Source organism: Bradyrhizobium sp. (genome assembly GCF_035309285.1).
GTDB lineage: Bacteria > Pseudomonadota > Alphaproteobacteria > Rhizobiales > Xanthobacteraceae > Bradyrhizobium.
This window is the reverse complement of sequence record NZ_DATGFH010000144.1, coordinates 16,424-35,650: the sequence shown is the minus strand read 5'-3', so window position 1 is coordinate 35,650 and position 19,227 is coordinate 16,424. Positions and strand designations below refer to the sequence as shown.

Below are 19,227 nucleotides of genomic sequence, written 5' to 3'. Positions count from 1 at the left end.
GTAGCATGACGGCGGATTACGCTGAAGCTAATCCGCCCTACGGGCTCTCGGAAATTCCGCCAAGAATCCATCGCCAGTGTTTTTGACAATGCGGCCGCCGTGCTCACCAATTGCCGGGGCGACAGCGTCGGTCAAGAGAGCTGTCAGTGTGGCGTGCGTCGCCTCTTCGTCATTATGCATGAGCCGCGAGTAGCCAGCCACGTCGGCGGCCAATATCGCCGACAACCTGCGCTCGACCCGGACTGGCCGCTCTTGCACCATGGCCGCAATCCAACCGTGAAGTGATCCTATGACGGATCAGACCGCAGCGCCAAGCCCGCTTTGATCTGGTCTTGGTCATTGCCGCGAGTTGAAAGGGTCAGCCGCGCTGACCGGCCATGCCGAGGGAGTATGCAAATAGCTCGAAATGGGTGCCGCCGATGTCGCCTGTTGGCCCTTCTCGGAAGTCCGGTGATGCCCGCTTTCCGCCGGTCTTGGGTGTTGAGCGGACATGAGTCAATTCCCGCTCGGCCGCCGCTACGGCGTCAGCACGGCGCGGCCGACGAGCTTGCCCTTTTGCAGGTCGAGCAACGCGTCATTGGCTCTGGCGAGCGGCATCGGGGTCACCGGGATCGGCGGGATATTCTTGGTGCGCACGAGATCGAGCAGCTCCCGCGTCTCGCGGAGATTGCCGACATAGCTGCCCTGGATGGTGACCGCCTTGATCGGGATCAGCGGCAGCGCGAACGTCGCGCCGCCGCCGAACAGGCCGACGATGATGAGCTTGCCGCCCTTGGTCAGGCAATCGAAGCCGAGCTGCGTGGTCTGGGCGTTGCCGACGAGATCGATCACGGCGCGGATCGGGCCGCCGGCCTTTTGCGCGAGCTGCTGCAGGGCGTCGGGCGCCTTGCCGTCGACGGTCGCGAGCGCGCCGGCCTTTTCCGCGGCCTCGCGCTTCCTGGCGTCAATGTCGACCACGATCGCGCCCTTGCCGCCCATCGCCTTCAACAGCGACAGCGCCATCAGCCCAAGGCCGCCGGCACCGAAGATCACGATCGGAGTGTCAAAATCCTTCGCGACCTTCTTCAGCGCCGAATAGGTGGTGACGCCCGAGCAGGCGTAAGGCGCGGCGGTCACGGGATCGAGTCCCTTCAGGTCGATCAGATATTTCGGGTGCGGCACCGTCATGTGATCGGCGTAGCCGCCGTCGCAATAGACACCGATCGCGTTCGGCTTGATCGCGCACATGTTCTCGTCATCCGCGAGGCAAGTCGGGCATTTGCCGCAACCGAGCCAGGGATAGGCCAGCGCAACGGTGCCGACCTTGAGGCCGCCCTTGTCGCTGTCCTTCACATCGGGACCGAAGGCGACGATCTCGCCGACGGTCTCGTGCCCCATGGTGCGCGGCAGCGACACGCCGCGGTCTTTCAGAGAGAGCGGCTTGCGGCCATGGCCGAGCTCGTAGCCGCCTTCCCAGATATGGAGGTCGCTATGGCAGACGCCGGCGGCCTTCACCTTGATCAGCACCTGCGTGCCCGAGGGCTGTGGCGTCGGCTGATCGACTTCCTTTAAGGGTGCATTGAAATCGGTGACCTGAAAACTCTTCATGGCGTCACTCCCGGCGTTTTCTTGATTTCGTCTTTATTTACGTCAGCGGGTGATGGCAAGCTACAGATTGGCGCGGCCCAACCGGGCGCAATTCCGGCACCTCGCGCGCGCAACGCTCATCAGCGCGTGGGCAGCGGGTGCGGAAACGGCAGCCCGAGGGCGGCGCGATCGGTGACGGCGGCTCGCCGACCGCGACACGCTCTGCCGGCTTGATGTCGGGATCGGGCACCGGGATCGCCTCGAGCAGCAGAGCGGTATAGGGATGCGCCGGCCTGGCAAAGAGCTCCTCGGAAGGGGCGACCTCGCACAACCGGCCGAGATACATCACCGCGACGCGGTCGCTGACTGCTTTGACCACGGCGAGGTCGTGCGCGATGAACAGCAGCGTCAGCCCGAAGCGCGCCTTCATCTCCTCCAGGAGATTGAGGATTTGCGCGCGAATGGAGACATCGAGCGCGGACACCGGCTCGTCGCAAATGATGAATTCGGGGTTGAGCACCAGGGCGCGGGCGATGCAGATACGTTGGCATTGCCCGCCGGAGAACTCATGCGGCAGCCGGCCGATCGTGAGCGCGGGGTCGAGTCCGACCGCGTTCAACACCTTGCAGACGCGGTCGTGCCGCTCTTTCGCATCCCTCACGCCGGCGATGACGAGCGGTTCGGCGACGATGTCGCCGATCCGGCGCCGCGGATTGAGGGAAGCGATCGGATCCTGGAAGATGAGCTGCACGCGCCGGCGCATCTTCCGCAAGGCCTCGCCTTGCATGGCCGTCAAATCCTCGCCGTCGAAAAGGACTTTTCCGGATACCGCCGGCCGTAGCTGCAACACGGCGCGGCCAAGGGTGGATTTGCCGCATCCGGATTCGCCGACCAGCCCCAGCGTCTCGCCGCGCGCGATCTCGAGGCTGACATCGGAGACTGCATGCACGATCTTGTTGCCGACGACATATTCGACGACGAGGTTTTCCACCTTGAGAAGCGGCGATGTCGCGGCCTGCTGCATCATGCCGTCGCGTCCGCCGCAAGCCTGATCGGATGGAAGCAGGCATATTGATGGGCGGCCATCTCCGCAGGTACCAGAGGCGGCTTCTCGCTCTCGCAACGGCCGGCGGCATAGCGGCAGCGCGGCGAGAACGAGCAACCCTTGAGGGGCCGGGTCGGGTCTGGCGGCCGTCCCGAGATCGCCGGCAGCGGCGTGTGCGGCGCGGTCTCGAGCTTCGGGATCGCGGCAAGCAGCGCCTCGGTGTAGGGCATGTGCATCTGCTTGAACAGGGCTTGGGTCGGCGCGCGCTCGACCACGCGGCCGGCATACATCACCGCAACATCGTCGGTGCGGCCGGCGACGACGCCGAGGTCATGGGTGATGATGATCATGGCCATGTGGCGCCGCTTCTGCTCGCGCGCGAGCAGATCGAGAATTTGCGCCTGGATGGTGACGTCCAGCGCCGTGGTCGGCTCGTCCGCGATCAGGAGTTTTGGCTCGCAGGAGAGCGCGATCGCGATCGCTACACGCTGGCGCATGCCGCCCGAAAGCTGGTGCGGGTATTGCGAAAGCCGCTGCTCGGGCGCCGGGATTCCGACCGCGGCGAGCAGCTCGCCACTGCGCCTCTTCGCCGCCGCCGCATCGAGTTCCAGATGTTCCTGCAGCGTTTCGATCAACTGTGTGCCGATGGTGAGCACCGGATTGAGCGAGGTCATCGGGTCCTGAAACACGACGGCGAGCGAGCGTGCTCGAAGTTTTCGCAGGGCCTCCGCGCTGCAGTGAGCCAGATCCTGCCCATCGAAGATCACCCGGCCTGCGAGCTTTGCCTTCTTCGGCAGCAATTGCAGGATCGCGCGCGACAGCATGGTCTTGCCGCAGCCGGATTCGCCGACAATGCCAAGCGTCTGGCCGGCGGCAAGGTGGAGATCGACCTGATCCACCGCGCGCAGATTGCCCCGCACGGTCGGCAGATCGACCGAGACGGCTTCGACGGAAAGCAGCGCCGCGCCGTTCACAGCGCGCCCTGCCGCGGATCGGTGAGTGCTCGCAGCGTATCGCCAACGAGATTGAAGGAGAGCACGGTCAAAAACATTGCAATCGCCGGAAGGAAGGCGAGCTGCGGCGCGACGTCGAGGCTCTCGCGCCCCTCCCCGATCATGCTGCCCCAGCTCGCGATCGGCGGCGGGACACCGAGCCCCAGGAACGACAGCGCGCCTTCGGCGACGATGATCACCGCAACGCCGAGCAGGAAGAAGGCCAACAGCGGCAGCATGACGTTGGGCAATAGCTCGCGAAGCAGGATGCGTGCATGGCTCGCGCCGAGCGCTTGCGCCGCAATCACGAACTCGCGCCGCGCCAAAGTAAGCGTAGCGGCGCGCGCGACCCGCATGAAGGCGGGAATGCCGAGCATGCCGAGGATGCAGGTAAGATTGAGGATCGACTGGCCGAGATAGGCTGTGACGGCCAGTGCCAGGATCAGCGGCGGAAAGGCGAGCAGCACGTCCATGCTGCCCACCACCAGCGTCTCGAAGCGGCCGCGGAAATAGCCGGCGAGCATGCCAAGCGCGCCGCCGATGGTGACCCCGATCACCGGCGCGCCGAGGCCGACGATGAGGGAAATGCGCGCGCCATAGACGAGCCGCGCCAGCTCGTCGCGGCCGAGCCCGTCGGTCCCGAGCCAGTGCAGCGCCGAGAACGGTGCGCGCCGGTTCAGCATGTCCATGTCGGTCGGGCTGGGCAGCGGCAGAACGTCGGCGAAAATCGCCGCCACGAAGATGAAGACCATCCACGCAATTGCCGCCCAGAATACCGGCCCGAGCCGGCGCTTCCGCCGCGCAGGTAGCGCCGCAACAACCTCTTCCTCAAGGGCAAGATCAAGCGTGGCCATGGCGGATCCGCGGGTCAATCACCGCGTAGAGCATGTCGACGATGAAGTTCATGATGACAAAGCCGGCGGCGACCAGGAGCACCACGCCCTGCAGGATGATGAGGTCGCGGGTATAGATCGCGCCGACCAGGAGCCGGCCGATTCCCGGCAACGCAAAGATCGACTCCACGATCACGGCGCCGCCGATCAGGCGACCGATATTGATGCCGGTGATGGTGACGAGGGTCAGTGATGACGGCTTCAGCGCATGCACGAACAGGATGCGCGAGGGTTTCAGGCCTTTCGCCCTGGCGAGCGCGATATAGTCTTCCTGCAGGGTCGCGATCATGTCCGAGCGCAGCACCCGCATGATGCCCGGCCATTCGGCGAGCGCGAGCGTCAGCGCCGGCAGCACGAAGAAGCGCAGATTGCCGAGCGGGTCCTCGGAGAACGGCACATAGCCTGTCGCCGGCAAGAGATGCAGCTCGACGGCGAAGAGATAAATCAGGAGAATCGCGGACAAAAACGTCGGGACCGAGAGCATGCCGAAGGCGGTCGAGGTCACGAAGCGGTCGAACGCGCCGCCGCTCTTCGCCGCACAGACGATCGCGAGCGGCACGCCGATTACAAGCCCCGTCAGCTCGGCCAGGATCATCAGCTCGAAAGAAACCGGCAGCCGCTCGGCGACCGCCTGCAACACGGTTTGGCCGGTGCGGAAGGATCGGCCGAAATCTCCCTGCAGGATATGCCAGAGCCAGCCGAGGTAACGGATCAGCACCGGCTGATCGAGGCCCATGTCGTGGCGCAGCGCCGCGACCTTGTCGGGCGTCGCCTGGTCGCCCAGGATCACATAGGCGAGATCGCCCGGCAGAAGCGAGGCGATCAGGAAGGTGAGCAGAGAGACCGCCACCAGCACAGGCAGGAGATATAGCAGCCGTCTAGCGACGAAGCCGAGCATGGAGGATCATTCCAGCCAGGCGTTGGAGACGTCAATCACCCCGCTATACATTTTCGGAAGGCCTTTCAGCTTGCTGCTCGAGATTGCGTAATAGGTGTTCTGGAAGGTCCAGAACCAGATCGCCTGCTTGTTGATGAGCCGGCTGATCGCGCAATAATCCTCGGTTCGCTTGGCGAGATCGGCAGTGGTGCGCGCGTGCTCCAGAAGCCGGTCCAGCTCCGGATCGCTGTAGTTGGCGAGCGCGACCGGGCTGCCGGTGTGGAAGTTCGCATACATCTGCGGATCGGGATCGGCGAGATCGATGATGCGCCATGGCGTCAACTGGAATTGGCGCATGAAGGCACGCGGGGGGATCGTTGCCTGATCGACCTGCTCGATTTCCATGTTGGCGCCGACCTGCTTCCAGAATTGCTGCATCACCTGACCGACGGCACGACCGCGCGGGGTTGCGGTAACGAGCATCTTGAAGTCGACCGGCTTGCCGTAATCCTTGAGCAGCGCCTTGGCCTTCTCGGGATCCTCCGGCAATGCGCCGTCGTCCTTGCACTTCACCCAGGAGCCGTCGCCGTAAGGATTGGTGGCGGGGCGCGACAGACCGTTGGTGATCGCCTGCGACATCTTCTTGCGGTCGATCGCCATCACCAGCGCCTGGCGCACGCGGACGTCGTCGAAAGGAGGCGTTTTGGTATTGAAGGCATAGACCTGCGCACCTGATCCCTTATAGGTATGCACGGCCATCTTCGGGTCTTTCAGCGCCCTCTGGATGTTGTCGGCGTCGTATTCGTCGTCCCAGATGATGTCGGCCTCACCGGATTGCAGCGACGCGAAGCGCGATTGGGCGTCCGGCAACGGCTTCAAGATAATGCGGTCGAGATAGGGATGACCCTTGTTCCAGTAGTCCGGGTTCTTCTCCAGCACCATGCGGTCGCCGGCGTTCCATGATTTCAGGATGTAGGGACCGGTGCCGACCGGGTTGCGATTATAGTCGTCACCCTTGGTCTTCCATGCGGTCGGTGACTGGATGACGCCATTGGCGCTCGGCAGACTCGCAAGCGCCGGCGCGTTTACCGAGGGATCGTTGAGGTGGTAGACGACCGTCAAGTCGTCCGGCGCCTGCACATCGTGGATATAGGAGATGTAGAAGGCGCAGCGGCACTTGTTGGCCGGGTCCTTCTGCCGGTCGAAATTCTCCTTCACCGCCTGGGCGTTGAACGGTGTCCCGTCCTGGAATTTGACTCCCGGCCGGAGCTTGTAGGTCCAGGTCTTGTAATCATCCGAGTGGGTCCAGGACAGCGCGAGCTTCGGCTGCACGTTGCCCTTGTCGTCGAGAGTCGTCAGCGTATCGAAGATCGCCGAGGCGGCGGTTTCCGCCGACGTATCGAACACGCCGACCTTCAAGGGATCGAAGCCGGGAATGTCCAGCTCCTGCCCGACGGTGATGGTGCCGCCTTGCTTCTGCGCGCTCGCGGGGCTCGCGAAAGCAATTGCTGCAAATGCCGTGACAAGGAAAATTGGCGCAAGCGTGCGCGCTGAGGTCAGCACCTTCATCGGAATCTCCTCCAGAGCCGAGCGTCCGTGTTGTCCGGATCGTTGGCGGCGTCGGAGCAGCTTGGCGGGAAACGCAAGCTGCGGCAAGATCGACCTTAGCGGCCCTCCGCGACCAGGGGTCTCCCTGAGAAAGCCGCGATCTGCTCCTCCGAGAGGCCGGTCTCCTTCAAAAGCGCGCGCGTGTGCTCGCCGAGCGTCGAGACCCGTTTTCCCGCGGCGACTCTGGCGCCCGACATCCGGAACGGCAGGTTCATCATTCTGAACGTTCCGCCGCCATCCTCCACTTCGGCCAGTGCACGGCGATGGGCGATCTGCGGGTCAGCCAGCGCCTCCGCCACAGTGCGATAGGCCGAGGACGGCACGCCCTCGCGGTTGAGTTCGGCGAGACATGTCTCGGTGGTGACGGTACGCGACCAGGCTTCGACGCCATCCATCAGCTCGGACCAGTTGTTGCGGCGGTCGCCATAGGCCAGAAAGCGCGGGTCGGTCACCCATTCGGGACGGCCGATCACCTTCATCAGGCCCTGGAAGGTCTTCTCGCTCGCGATCGCCAGCATGACGTAGCCGTCCGCGGTTGCGATCGGGCCGAACATCGGCCGCGAGGTCGCCGGAACGGTGAATTGCGACCACTGCACCTCGTTCAACGTCAGCAACAGCATGGATTCCAGCATCGACACGTCGATGTGTTGGCCCTTATGCGTGATCGTGCGCTGATAGAGGGCGGAGGCGATGGCGCCGAAGGCGTAGGCGCCGCTGAACACGTCGGCATGATAGATGCCGCAATAATCCGGCCGCTTGCGCCCGGGTTGGTAGGCCAGATGCGCCATGTCGTAGCCCGAAGCGGCATGGATCACCGGCGCATAGGCCGGACGCTCCGCGGACGGGCCGGTCTGGCCGTAGCCGGAGATCGAGCAATAGACGAGCTTCGGGTTGAGCGGCCGCAGCGTCTCGTAGTCGAGCCGCAAGCGCCGCATCACGCCGGGACGGAAATTTTCGACCAGCACGTCGGCGGTCGCAACCAGCCGGCGGATCGCTTCGGTCCCCGCCTTCGACTTCAAATCGAGCACGAGGCTCTTCTTGCCGACATTGAGCTGGCCGAACACGGTGGAGCAGCCGGATCGCAGCGGCGGGCGCGAGCGCATGGTCTCGCCCTCGGCGGGCTCGATCTTGATCACCTCGGCGCCCATGTCGGCGAGCATCCGCGCACAATGCGGGCCCGCGATCGTGGTCGAAAAATCGATCACGCGAAGGCCCGAAAAGCTTCCTGTCAAATGGTCCTCATTGAGCTGAGGTATTGTCATTCAAAATCCTCCCGAAGCGGCGGCCAGCTTTTTTTGCTGGTCGCCTGAACCGAACCTAGATGGCGGAGACGACTTAAGGAAGCGTCGATAGGAACCGGCAGCAAGTCCGCCGGTTGTGAGGAAATTGAACCCGTTCTTGCATAGCAACATACGGGTCCTTTTCAGGGGCAATACTTGAAAGTTCTCTTTGTAACGACAGAAATGGACGACTTCGTCCGGGTGGGCGGGTTGGGCGCCGTTTCGGCCGCGTTGCCAAGAGCGCTTCGTCCCTGGGCCGATGTAAGGGTCCTGCTCCCCGGATACCGGGACGTCGTCGAACAACTCACGCAGATTCAAGCCGTTGGCGAGTGCAGAGCCCGCGGCGAGATGCCGGCCTGTGCCCTCGGGCGAGCCGCAACACGCGATGGCCTGCCGGTCTATGTCCTGCTTTGCCCCGAGCTCTACGACCGGCCTGGCAACCCCTATGGCGACGAGACCGGGCGCGACTGGCCGGACAACGATATCCGCTTTGCGCGTCTGGCGTCGGCCGCCGCCGAATTGGCTTTGGGCATGCTGGACAGGAATTGGGCAGCCGACCTCGTGCACGCCAATGACTGGCCGGCCGCGCTGGTGCCGGCCTACCTCGCCTGGAGCGGCGCGCGGCTGCCCACCATCCTGACCATTCACAATCTCGCCTATCAGGGGCTGTTTCCGCGGGACTCGCTCCGACGGATCGGCGCGCCGGAAAGCTCGTTCCACATCGACGGCGTCGAGTTCTACGACAAGCTGTCCTTCCTCAAGGGCGGCCTCGTCTACGCCTCCCACCTCACCACGGTCAGCGCCACCTATGCGCGGGAAATCACGACGCCGGAATACGGTTGCGGCCTCGAAGGCCTGCTTCGTGTCCGCTCGAATGCGTCGGAGCTGACCGGCATATTGAACGGCATCGACGAGAGCTGGGACCCGCGCGTCTGCGCGCAGCTCGCCCAGCCCTTTGCCGCCGGCGACTGGGCGGGCAAGCGCGCCAATGCCGACTACGTGCGCAAGCAATTCGGGCTTGCGCTTTCGCGTGGCCCGATCTTCGGCCTGGTCGCGCGGCTGGTGCACCAGAAGGGAATCGATCTCGTGTTGTCTGCCGCCGACGAGATTGTCGAACGCGGCGGACAGATCATCGTCACCGGATCGGGCGAGCCGAAGTTCGAGCAGGCGCTGGTGGCCGCACATCGCCGCAGGCCGGATGCGATCGGTGTCGTGATCGGCTTCAACGACGCGCAGGCGCGGCGCGTCTTCGCCGGCAGCGATTTCACGCTGATGCCCTCGCGCTTCGAGCCGTGCGGCCTGAGTCAGATGTATGCGCAGCGCTTCGGCTCGCTGCCGATCGGCCATCAGACCGGTGGCCTCGCCGAGACCATCACCGACGGCGAGACCGGCTTTCTGTTCTCGAAGCCATCGATCGATTCCTTCCTCGGCGGCGTGCGGCGCGCCTTCTCCACCTTCGTGTCGACCGAGCGCCTTGACGCCATGCGGCGCAGGGCCATGGCGCGCTCCTTTAGCTGGCATCTGTCGGCCGCGCTTTACGGCGCGCTCTACCGCAAGACGGTCGCGCCCTAAGTGCGATCCTACCCCTCCACGTGCGCCGTCTCCGGCATGATCAGTGCAATCATGACCAGTCCCAGCGCCGCGACGCCGGCAAGGGAGAGGAAGGCGACCGGGCTACCCACCGCGTCGCTGATGTAGCCCGCGAGCACGGTCGAGAGCGAGGCGCCGATGCCGGTCGCGGTCCCGACAATGCCTTGCGCGAGGTTGAAATGGCCGCTGCCAAAGGCAACGTCCGCCACCGTCAAGGGCACGAGCACGGCGAACACCGACGCGGTAATACCGTCGAAAACCTGCACGGCGACGAGCACAAAGGGATCGTGCACGACGGCAAACAGAACGCCGCGAATGGCGAGCGCGGCGAAGCCGATCAGGAGCAGCGGGCGCCGGCCCCAGGTATGGGCCTTGACGCCGACCGACGGCGACATCAACGCCACGATCGCCTGCGGCACCACGATGCAGAATGCGATCAGCACCGGCGCCCATTGGCTCGACCGCGTGGTGACGACGCCCGCCATCAGCGGCAGCATCGCGGCATTGGCGAGCTGCAACAGCAGCACGCAGCCGGCGAAGATCAGGAGTGGGCGCTTTCGCACCAGCTTCACGACGCTGGTCGCCTGCGGATCGGGCGCCGGGCGCAGAATGGCGCCGTGAGCGCGCTCAACATCGACTTCGGCCTCGCGGATGCGCGACAGCGCGATCAAAGTCGGGATCGCAAGGCAGAAGGTGACAAGGAACACCGATCGGCTGGAGATGAGGTAGCCGCAGGTGCCCATCACGGCCGCGGCCATGCCATTGCCGAGCGAGGCAAAGCGTGCGTTGCGCCCGAGCCGTTCGCCGATCGCGTGCGGTCCGACCAGGCCGAGGCTGATCGCGGCGATCGCAGGTCCCAGCACGCAGCTCGCTGCGGCGTGCAACGTGGCGGCTGTCGCCACCACCGGAAAGATCGGCAGCGCCGCATAAGCGAGCGCAGCGCAGCCGATGGTCACGATCGCAAAGCCTGCGACCCGGCGCTCCGAGCGCGCCGCGTCGACGATCGCGCCGCCCGGCATCTGCCCGAGCAAGCCGACCACGCTCCCGATCGACAGCACCAGGCCGATCTGGGCCTGCGTCCATTTCTGCGTGGTGAGATAGACCGCGATGAACGGACCAAAACCGGTTTGGACATCGGCGAGAAAGAAGATGAACCAGTCGAGACCGCGCAGGCTCTGCTTCGAAGGATGCGGCTCGCCTTCGGACGTACTCGGCGGAAGCGACACAATATCATTCTTGCCGATCGCGCCCCCCTTGCGATCACCACCACTTCGCTCGTTGAAATGAAATGGGCGCGCGACCAGAATGCCCCTCCTCCCTGCCTAATGCTCGTAGTCGAAGGGTGAAAGCTTGCCGGCCGCGCCCAGCACCACAATCGGTGTGTCTTCCTTGTATTCGGGGGCGGCTGCGACCTGTGCCTTGGTGAGCTCCAGCGTGATGCTGTCGCTCTTGTTGTTGACGCGGCCGAAATGCAACGCGTTCCAGTCGACCACGATCTTGCGGCTGCCGACGCCGAGGAACCCGCCGAAGTCGATCACGGCTGCGCGCACCGTGCCGGCGTGGTCGACGATGACGTCGACGATGTGTCCCATGTCCTCGTCCGTGGGACTGCGGACATCGCGGCCGAGCACACCATAGGCTTCCTTGGGTGCGATGACGGTGACCGAGGGCGGCGGCGCAGCCTGCTGTTTTGGTGCTGCCGCCGGCGGCGGAGCGGCAGGCGCGGTGGTTTGCTGCGGTTCGTCCGCCGCGCGCACGGCTGTCGCCGCGACGAGGAAAGAGAGGCCCAAGCAGATGAACCAGCATCTTCCGCGCATATGCTCTCCCCGTCTGTTGGCGCCCACTCAGCGCGCGAGCACGATCGACACCTGGATTTGCCCGCGCCGGCGCAGCACCTCCAGCGAGACGTCGTCGCCATGGCGCGTGATCCTCAAGTCGACGCTCGAGGAGCCCAACTGCAGTTCGCGCAGGATGACCTCATTGAGAAAGGCCGGCAAGCGCGGATTGCGCAGCCGGATCTCGGCGCGTTCGGCATCGAATTCCAGTCCGAGCACAGCCTCCAGCAGCGTAAAAGGCGTGGCGCTGGCCCAGGCCTGCGGCGCGCACGCAACCGGATAGAGCGTCGGCCCGCGATGCTTTTCGCGACGGAAGCCGCAAAACAGTTCCGGCAGCCGCCGCAGGTCCATATAGGTCGCGGCATCGAACAGGCCCCTGAAGACCTGATCGACCTCGTGTTTCAGGCCGTAACGCGCGAGCCCAAGCGCGATCAGCGCATTGTCGTGCGGCCAAATCGAGCCGTTATGGTAGGACATCGGATTGTAGCGGGCTTCGCCAAGCGCGATGGTGCGAATGCCCCAGCCGGTGAAGAAATGCGGCCGGAGCAGATCAACCGCCACGCGGCGCGCGCGGTCCTCGGAGATCATGCCGCTGAATAGCAGATGTCCGGCATTCGACGAACGCACCGCGCAAGGGCGCTTCTTGCCATCGAGCGCGATTGCATAGGTGCCGAGCTCCTCACACCAGAAGCTATCCTCGAAACGCTTGGCGAGCCGATGCGCCTCCATCTCCAGCCGATCGGCGACGTCGAGCCGGCCGAGCCGCCGCGCGCAGCGCGCGGCGAGAAGCTTGCCTGCGAATACATAGCCCTGCACTTCGGCAAGCGCGATATTGCCTTCGGCGAGACGGCCATCGGCGTGGAAGATCGCGTCATAGGAATCCTTCCAGCCCTGATTGCGCAAGCCGGCATCGGTCGCGCGCTGGTATTCGACAAAGCCGTCGCCATCGGGATCGCCCGGCCCCTCGATCCAGCGTAGCGCCGCCTCTACCGCGGGCCACAACTCCGCCAGCGTCCCGGCGTCGCCGGTGCGTTCGCCGTAGAGGCCGGCGAGCAGCACGAACAATGGCGTTGCATCGACGCTGCCGTAATATTGCGCGAACGGCACCTCGCGCAGCGCCGCCATCTCACCGCCCCGCATCTCGTGCAGGATCTTTCCTGGCTCGGCATCGGCGAGCGGATCAACCGATGTCGCCTGATAGAACGCGAGCCGTCTCAGCACTCCGCGCGCCACCCTGGGATCGATCCACAGCATCTGCAGCGCGGTGATGATGCCGTCGCGGCCGAACGTGGTGGAATACCAGGGGATGCCGGCATAAGGATAGCGGCCCTGCGGTGTTTCCGTCATCAGCATGTTGAGGTCGGCCATTGAACGGCACAGCACCTCGTTGAAGATGTTGTTCGAGGTCTCGATGCTGGTCGCGCCCATGGTCGAGGACCGCATCTCGCGACGATGTGCGAGCAGCCCCGGGAAGAACCGCTTGAGCTTCGGCTCAGCCGGCTTGTTGCAGGAGACCGAAACGAACAGCGAGTGGGTCTGATGCGGTTCGAGATCGCAATGCCAGGTCGCGGCATTGACCGCGAGACGCGTCGGCCGCGGATCGAAGTGCAGCGCGGTCATGCGCGCTGCATCATCGAGCCCCCTGTAATCCAGGACGGCGTCGGCCGGCCCGAGCAACCTGGCCGAGCCGACGCCGCGGCGCTGGCGCTTCTCGCCGCGCACTTCGAAAAGATCAGCAAAGTCGTTGTCGAACAGAAGCGTGATGTCGAAACTGGCACGGCGGTCGCCGTGGTTCTGCAAGCCGACGCGCTGGTAGGCCGTGCCACGCCACAGGAAGACCGTGCGCACGATGTGCAGCATGTCCTTCTCAAGCACCAGCCGGCCCTGACGATAGACGTCGGGATTGGTGAGATCGACCGTCAGCGACGAATTGTCGTCGCGCAAATTGGAACCGAGCAACAGCGGCTGCGTGTCCTCGAACACAAGCTGCAGTCGCGCGAGATAGCGCGTGTCGGCATGGAACAGCCCGTCCGGACCACCGGCGGAGGCACCGATATCGCCGTGGCTGTCGAGCACGATAAAGGTGTCATCGTGCTTGAGGGAACGACGCAACCGGGCCGCCGGCCCGGTCATCGGAATGTAGAAGGGCTGCTCTGGGATGCGCTCGAGGACCAGCGTGCTCGCGATGACCTGGGTGACGGCTTCGGCCATGATGACCTCGAAGTATTGCTGACGCGCGACGCGGAACGCAACCGACTGAACGCCTCCGCCTGCTCAGGCGGCAAACTTCGCGAGCCGGCTCATTTCCTGCGTCACCAATTCGCGATAAGGCCCCTGCCCCTGCATCAGGCGGTCCGGCGGACCGTCCTCGATGATGCGGCCGGCCTTCAGCACTACCACGCGATCGAAATTGCGCAAGGTGGACAGCCGATGCGCGATCGCGATAACCGTGCGGCCGCGCATCAGTCGCGCCAACGCCTCGCGTATCAGCTCCTCGGATTCGCCGTCGAGCGCGGCGGTCGCCTCATCGAGCAGCAGGATCGGCGCGTCTTTCAAAAATGCGCGAGCAATCGCGATGCGCTGGCGCTGGCCGCCCGACAGCTTCACGCCACGGTCGCCGACCATGGTGTCGAGTCCATCCGGCAAACTTTCGACAAAGTCGCAGCGCGCCGCAATCGCCGCGCGCAACACCTCGTCATCGGTCGCATCAGGACGGCCGTAGCGGATGTTTTCCCGGATGGAGCGATGGAACAGCGAGATATCCTGCGGAACGACCGAGATCGCATGGCGCAGGCTTTCCTGCATCACCCGCGCAATATTCTGGCCGTCGATGGTAATGCTGCCGTGATCGACGTCATAGAAACGCTGTAGCAGCACGAACAGCGACGACTTGCCGCCGCCGGACTGGCCGACCAGCCCGACGCGCTGACCGGGCTGCAGTCGCAGGCTGAAGCGGTCGAACACCCGCGGTCCGCCGGGATATTGGAACGAAATATTGTTGAAGGCGATCGCCGCACCGCTGCGGATCAGCGGCTCGGCTTCTGGATGGTCGCAGAGCTCATGCGGCTGCAGCAGCGTTGCGATCGCTTCCGTCATTCGCGCTACATGTTGGGTGACATCGACCAGCGCCACCGCAAGATCGCGCGTGGCGTTCAGGATGGAAAGACCGAGGGTGCAGATCAGCACGACGTCGCCGGTGGTCGCACCACCCTGCTCCCAGAGCCGGATGCCCCAGGCGAGCAGCGCAACGATCATCACCACCGTAACCGCCGCGTGGGTGAGCCGCAGCTTTTCGAGATAACGCAGGCTTCGCCCGCGCGCGAGGATTTCGCGCCTCACCGTCGCGTCAAAGCGATTGTGCTCATGGCTCCGCCCGCAAAAGGCGCGCACGAGGGGCAAGTTGTTGATGACGTCGACCATCTCGCCGTCGACGGCTGCGGCCTTGCCGGCGAAATCGTCATGCAGCGGCTTTCCGGCCGCAGCGAGATGGAACATGGCGATCACCATGCCCCCGGCGATGATGATCAGCCCCCCCGCCATCGGCAGGCTCACCGTTCCAATCAGGCTGATGGCCGCAATTGTGGCGATGCACGGCGGTAGCACATTCCAGACGAACATGTTCTCGACCGTGAAGATCGCGTTCGAGGTCGCGGTGATCCGGCTGGTCAGCATGCCAGGCAGGCGATCGGAGAAATAGCTCGGCGCATGGCCGGTGAGATGACGGAACATGTCGCGGCGCAAATCGCCGGTGACGCCGACAAAGGTGAAGCTCGCGATCCAGCTTGCGATCCGCCACAGAAAATTGTCGGCGGCGATCAGCGACATGAGAAAAACGAAGGCCAGCCATACACCGGTTGCGTGCTCAGACCCCGCTGAAAGGCAGTCCACCAGAAACTTTACGCCGTATTGCGTGCTCGTCGAGCAGGCAACCGCGGCTATGACGCATGTCAAGATAAGGAGATGTGACGCTGGCCGCTGGCGCAGATAGCGCAACACGAAGCGAAAGGGGCGGTGCGCGTATCCTGAAAGCTGGTCCATGGATGCTAATACCTGTCGGAGGGTTCGAGTGCGGAAGTTCCGGTCAGTGAACGACTTAGCCTTCCACCCAGTTCCCACTTTAGTCGCGTTTCACGTGTCGCAATTCTGGGCAGCGATGGTGACCCTTCGAGCCTGAAGGCGTGGCAACTTCGCGACGAACATGCGACGAACATGCGTAGCTTTCGGATAAGTAATTTTCGGCATCCGGAACTTCGCTTTTGCGGCAGCGTTCCCTGTCCGGCATTCGCCAGTGCCGCTAACCAGGGGGCAGTCCTTCCATGATCACGAAAAGGAGAACGTGAGATGCGCATCGCGCAAGTCGCGCCGTTGACGGAGGCTGTTCCACCCAAGCTTTATGGCGGCACCGAGCGGGTGGTGCATTGGCTCACCGAAGAACTGGTCGCATTGGGACATGACGTCACACTGTTCGCCAGCGGCGACTCCCGCACTTCGGCCAAACTTGATGCGACGTGGCCAAAGGCGTTGCGCCTTGACGGCGCGGTACGCGACCCAAATGCGCTGCACATGGTGATGCTGGAGCGCGTCCGCCAAAAATGTGACGATGAGGAATTCGACTTCCTGCACTTCCATCTCGACTATTATCCATTCTCGCTGTTCTACCGGCAGCCGACGCCCTTTCTCACCACGCTGCATGGCCGGCTTGACCTGCCGGAGCACCAGCCGGTGTTCGCGACCTTTTCAAAGGCTCCCGTGATCTCGATCTCCAACGCGCAGCGCCGGCCGGTGCCGCACGCAAACTGGGTGCGCACCATCCACCACGGTCTGCCCGAAGGGCTTTTGACGCCACAACCGGCGAAGCCCGAATATCTCGCCGTGCTGGGCCGAATCGCGCCGGAAAAGGGCGTCGACCGCGCGATCAAGATCGCCATGCGTTGCGACATTCCGCTCAAGATCGCCGCCAAGGTCGACCGCGCCGACCAGGACTATTACGACCAGCTCATTTCGCCGCTCATCGTCGGCAATCCGCTGGTCGACTATATCGGCGAGATCAGCGATCACGAGAAATCGGATTTTCTCAGCGGCGCGATCGGCCTTCTGGTGCCGATCGACTGGCCGGAGCCGTTCGGCCTCGTCATGATCGAGGCTTTGGCCTGCGGCACGCCCGTCATCGCCTACAACCGCGGATCGGTGCCGGAGATCATCGAGGATGGCGTTACCGGCTTCATCGTCGAGGACGAGATCAGCGCGGTGAGCGCCGTCGACCGTCTATCCGGGCTCGACCGCGCCGCAATCCGCCGGCAATTCGAGATGCATTTCACGGCCCGGCGAATGGCGCTCGACTATCTCACCGTCTATCGCGGCCTGATGGAAAAGGCGGAGCCGAAGATCAGGCTGGTGAGCAGCGCCGAATAAGGAGCGCGGCGACGAAAACCGTAGGGTGGGCAAAGGCGCACTTCGCGCCGTGCCCACCACCTTGCTGAGGTGTAAGATGGTGGGCACGCTTCGCTTTGCCCACCCTACGTGGAGCCTGTCATCGGGCCGCGCGTTCGCGCGGACCCGGTGGCTCGCAATGACGGCTACGTCACCGCCGACCGCTTCGGCTCGACGATCTCGAACATGCGCGGAAACTCGTCCATCAGGCCCATGAGGTCGGCGAGCTTCATCGGGTCGCCGCTCAGCTTGACCTTGCCCGCGGTGACGGCTTCCGGAAAGCTCGTCTGCTTGGCGATCACCTCGTCGAGCGTGGCCCGCGCGAGCGAGAAGCTGGCATCGGCCTTTTCCGACTGCACGTCTTCGGTGTAGGTCAACGCCGCGTTTTCGAGATTGAGCACAAAGGTCTCGCCGGTGTCGGTAAAGCTGAAGTTCAGCACGATGCGCTTGCCTTCCGCCTTCGGCCCGTTGAGCCGCACGCCGAGCACGTCCCAGAGCTGCTCGGTGCGCAGTGCTGCGAGCGTCTCGCGCGGCATCGGCGGCCGTGGCGACGTCTTTGGCATGCCCTGGCGCAATTCCTGCGCGCCGAACAGATAGGCGTTGCGCCAGGTCGAGCTTTCGGCGGCATAGCCGAGCTGCTCGAACGTATCGGCGAGCATCGCACGCGCCGCCACGTTGTCGGGCTCGGCGAACACGAGATGGCTCAGCGCCTGCGCGACAAAGCGGAACTCGCCTTTGTCGAAGTCCTTTTTCGCGCGCGACAGGATCGCATCTGCGCCTCCCATATACTCGACATATTTCTTGCCCTCCGCGACCGGCGGCAGCGGATCGAGATGGACGGGATTGGCATCATACCAACCGAGATATTTCTGGTAGATCGCTTTCACGTTATGGCGGATGTGACCGTAATAGCCGCGGGTGTGCCATGCGCCGTCGAGGCTCTTCGGCAATCGGATGGTCTCGGCGATCTCGGCCGCCGTCAGCCCGTGATTCATCAGGCGGATGGTCTGGTCATGCGCGAACTTGTAGAGATCGCGCTGCTGGCGGATCATGGTGTCGATCCGCTCCCCTCCCCACACCGGCCAGTGATGCTGGCCGCACATGGCCTCGGCCTTGCCGCCCCACATTTTCAACGCCTCGTTGAGATATTTCGACCAGGCGAGCGCGTCGCGCACGTCGGCGCCGCGGAACGGCAGCAGATTGTGGAAATTATGCGTGCAGTTTTCCGCGAGGTTCAAAAGCTTGTAGCGCGGCACGTAGACATGCATCTCCGCCGGCGCCTCGCTGTTCGGCGCCATCTGGAATTCGAACGCGACGCCGTCGATCACCCGCTTGTCGCCGGTCGCCATGATCAGATCGGTCGGCCGCACCAGCGCGACTGCGCCCGCCGCCATCGACTTGCCGAGTCCGCAATCGACGTGTCCGCGCGGGCCCTTTGCAAGGAATGGCCCGAATTGATATTGCGCACGGCGCAGCATCGCCGGTCCCGCGATGATGTTCTCGGAGACCCCGTGCTCCATGAACAGATTGGGCGCGACGATCGGCACCTTGCCGCTCGCCAAGGTCGCCTCGTCGAGCACGCCGCGCGCGCCGCCCCAATGGTCGGTATGGGTGTGGCTGAAGATCACCGCCGTGACGGGCTTCCTGCCGCGGTGCTGGAAGTAAAGCTCCATCGCAGCACGCGCGCCCTCGATCGAGGTCAGCGTATCCAGCACGATGACGCCCGTATCGCCCTCGATCAGCGTCATGTTGGCGATGTCGAGCCCGCGCACCTGATAGACGCCGGGTACCACCTCGAACAGGCCGTGCCACATGTTGAGCCGCGACTGCCGCCACAGGCTCGGATTGACGGTTGGCGGCGCCTCGGTCGCGAAGAGGAAGCCATAAGGTTCGAGGCTCCAGACCACGCGGCCGGACGCCGAATTGATCTTCGCGTGCTCGATGGTGCCGAGGAAACCGCGCGCGGCGTCGTCGAAATCGGCAATGTCGACGAAGGGCAGCGCATCGCGCACCGCCCGTTGCTGAGCGATCACGAAGGGCGAGGCTTCCTTCGGGGCTTCGCTGACGGCGGCTTGGCTCACGATCATCCTCCTGTTCCCTACCGGCCCTTT

At 64.2% G+C, this 19,227-nt stretch carries 14 protein-coding genes and 1 pseudogene; 2 read left to right on the top strand and 13 right to left on the bottom strand.

Going from position 1 to position 19,227, the window contains the following annotated elements; genetic code table 11:
* Positions 1-33 precede the first annotated feature (33 nt).
* The 8 genes and pseudogenes from VKR55_RS26850 to VKR55_RS26815 form a co-directional block, all read right to left on the bottom strand.
* Positions 34-261, bottom strand: a pseudogene (locus VKR55_RS26850) (adenylate/guanylate cyclase domain-containing protein); the annotation flags it as partial.
* A 255-nt stretch (positions 262-516) separates the two neighbouring features.
* Entirely contained in the window at positions 517-1,587 is a 1,071-nt protein-coding gene (locus VKR55_RS26845; RefSeq protein ID WP_324408158.1) for an alcohol dehydrogenase, read from the bottom strand.
* Positions 1,588-1,624: 37 nt separating this feature from the next.
* Positions 1,625-2,593, bottom strand: coding sequence for an ABC transporter ATP-binding protein (locus tag VKR55_RS26840; RefSeq protein ID WP_324408156.1), 969 nt, complete (start codon positions 2,591-2,593; stop codon positions 1,625-1,627).
* On the bottom strand, positions 2,590-3,585 hold the full coding sequence (locus tag VKR55_RS26835) for an ABC transporter ATP-binding protein (protein ID WP_324408154.1): 996 nt from the start codon (positions 3,583-3,585) through the stop codon (positions 2,590-2,592). Before VKR55_RS26835 ends, VKR55_RS26840 begins: the two co-directional genes overlap by 4 nt.
* Positions 3,582-4,457: an ABC transporter permease gene (locus VKR55_RS26830; protein ID WP_324408152.1), complete on the bottom strand. Its 876-nt coding sequence runs from the start codon at positions 4,455-4,457 to the stop codon at positions 3,582-3,584. The genes VKR55_RS26835 and VKR55_RS26830 overlap by 4 nt, the downstream gene beginning before the upstream one ends.
* Positions 4,444-5,394: an ABC transporter permease gene (locus tag VKR55_RS26825; RefSeq protein ID WP_324408150.1), complete on the bottom strand. Its 951-nt coding sequence runs from the start codon at positions 5,392-5,394 to the stop codon at positions 4,444-4,446. Before VKR55_RS26825 ends, VKR55_RS26830 begins: the two co-directional genes overlap by 14 nt.
* 6 nt (positions 5,395-5,400) lie before the next feature.
* Positions 5,401-6,942, bottom strand: a complete 1,542-nt coding sequence (locus VKR55_RS26820; RefSeq protein WP_324408148.1) for an ABC transporter substrate-binding protein — start codon at positions 6,940-6,942, stop codon at positions 5,401-5,403.
* Between the two features lie 95 nt (positions 6,943-7,037).
* Positions 7,038-8,243 carry a CaiB/BaiF CoA transferase family protein gene (locus VKR55_RS26815; RefSeq protein ID WP_324408147.1) on the bottom strand — a complete coding sequence of 402 codons (1,206 nt, stop codon included), beginning with the start codon at positions 8,241-8,243 and terminating at the stop codon, positions 7,038-7,040.
* A gap of 174 nt (positions 8,244-8,417) precedes the next feature.
* Between VKR55_RS26815 and glgA the strand changes: the two genes are divergently transcribed.
* Positions 8,418-9,833: a glycogen synthase GlgA gene (gene glgA / locus VKR55_RS26810; protein ID WP_324408145.1), complete on the top strand. Its 1,416-nt coding sequence runs from the start codon at positions 8,418-8,420 to the stop codon at positions 9,831-9,833.
* 8 nt (positions 9,834-9,841) lie between these two features.
* Here the strand turns inward: glgA and VKR55_RS26805 are convergent, their stop codons facing one another.
* The 4 genes from VKR55_RS26805 to VKR55_RS26790 form a co-directional block, all read right to left on the bottom strand.
* Positions 9,842-11,095 (bottom strand): MFS transporter, encoded by a 1,254-nt coding sequence (locus VKR55_RS26805; RefSeq protein WP_414642463.1) that lies wholly within the window; start codon positions 11,093-11,095, stop codon positions 9,842-9,844.
* Positions 11,096-11,173: 78 nt separating this feature from the next.
* Positions 11,174-11,668, bottom strand: coding sequence for a PRC-barrel domain-containing protein (locus tag VKR55_RS26800; protein ID WP_324408142.1), 495 nt, complete (start codon positions 11,666-11,668; stop codon positions 11,174-11,176).
* A 27-nt stretch (positions 11,669-11,695) separates the two neighbouring features.
* The gene (locus tag VKR55_RS26795; RefSeq protein ID WP_324408140.1) at positions 11,696-13,897 is read right to left on the bottom strand and encodes an amylo-alpha-1,6-glucosidase; all 2,202 of its coding nucleotides are present in this window, start codon (positions 13,895-13,897) and stop codon (positions 11,696-11,698) included.
* 63 nt (positions 13,898-13,960) lie between these two features.
* Positions 13,961-15,724, bottom strand: coding sequence for an ABC transporter ATP-binding protein (locus VKR55_RS26790; protein WP_324408138.1), 1,764 nt, complete (start codon positions 15,722-15,724; stop codon positions 13,961-13,963).
* 303 nt (positions 15,725-16,027) lie between these two features.
* On the opposite strand from VKR55_RS26790, the gene VKR55_RS26785 reads away from it, so the two are divergent.
* The gene (locus tag VKR55_RS26785; protein WP_324408137.1) at positions 16,028-17,098 is read left to right on the top strand and encodes a glycosyltransferase family 4 protein; all 1,071 of its coding nucleotides are present in this window, start codon (positions 16,028-16,030) and stop codon (positions 17,096-17,098) included.
* A 164-nt stretch (positions 17,099-17,262) separates the two neighbouring features.
* Here the strand turns inward: VKR55_RS26785 and VKR55_RS26780 are convergent, their stop codons facing one another.
* On the bottom strand, positions 17,263-19,197 hold the full coding sequence (locus VKR55_RS26780; protein WP_324408134.1) for an alkyl/aryl-sulfatase: 1,935 nt from the start codon (positions 19,195-19,197) through the stop codon (positions 17,263-17,265).
* Between the last annotated feature and the right edge of the window lie 30 nt (positions 19,198-19,227).

Coding starts and splice junctions, on each gene's coding strand:
- VKR55_RS26825 (WP_324408150.1), bottom strand. CDS start 5,394: ATGCTCGGCTTCGTCGCTAGACGGCTGCTATATCTCCTGCCTGTGCTG.
- VKR55_RS26785 (WP_324408137.1), top strand. CDS start 16,028: ATGCGCATCGCGCAAGTCGCGCCGTTGACGGAGGCTGTTCCACCCAAG.
- VKR55_RS26790 (WP_324408138.1), bottom strand. CDS start 15,724: ATGGACCAGCTTTCAGGATACGCGCACCGCCCCTTTCGCTTCGTGTTG.
- VKR55_RS26845 (WP_324408158.1), bottom strand. CDS start 1,587: ATGAAGAGTTTTCAGGTCACCGATTTCAATGCACCCTTAAAGGAAGTC.
- VKR55_RS26840 (WP_324408156.1), bottom strand. CDS start 2,593: ATGATGCAGCAGGCCGCGACATCGCCGCTTCTCAAGGTGGAAAACCTC.
- VKR55_RS26795 (WP_324408140.1), bottom strand. CDS start 13,897: ATGGCCGAAGCCGTCACCCAGGTCATCGCGAGCACGCTGGTCCTCGAG.
- VKR55_RS26815 (WP_324408147.1), bottom strand. CDS start 8,243: ATGACAATACCTCAGCTCAATGAGGACCATTTGACAGGAAGCTTTTCG.
- VKR55_RS26830 (WP_324408152.1), bottom strand. CDS start 4,457: ATGGCCACGCTTGATCTTGCCCTTGAGGAAGAGGTTGTTGCGGCGCTA.
- VKR55_RS26800 (WP_324408142.1), bottom strand. CDS start 11,668: ATGCGCGGAAGATGCTGGTTCATCTGCTTGGGCCTCTCTTTCCTCGTC.
- VKR55_RS26820 (WP_324408148.1), bottom strand. CDS start 6,942: ATGAAGGTGCTGACCTCAGCGCGCACGCTTGCGCCAATTTTCCTTGTC.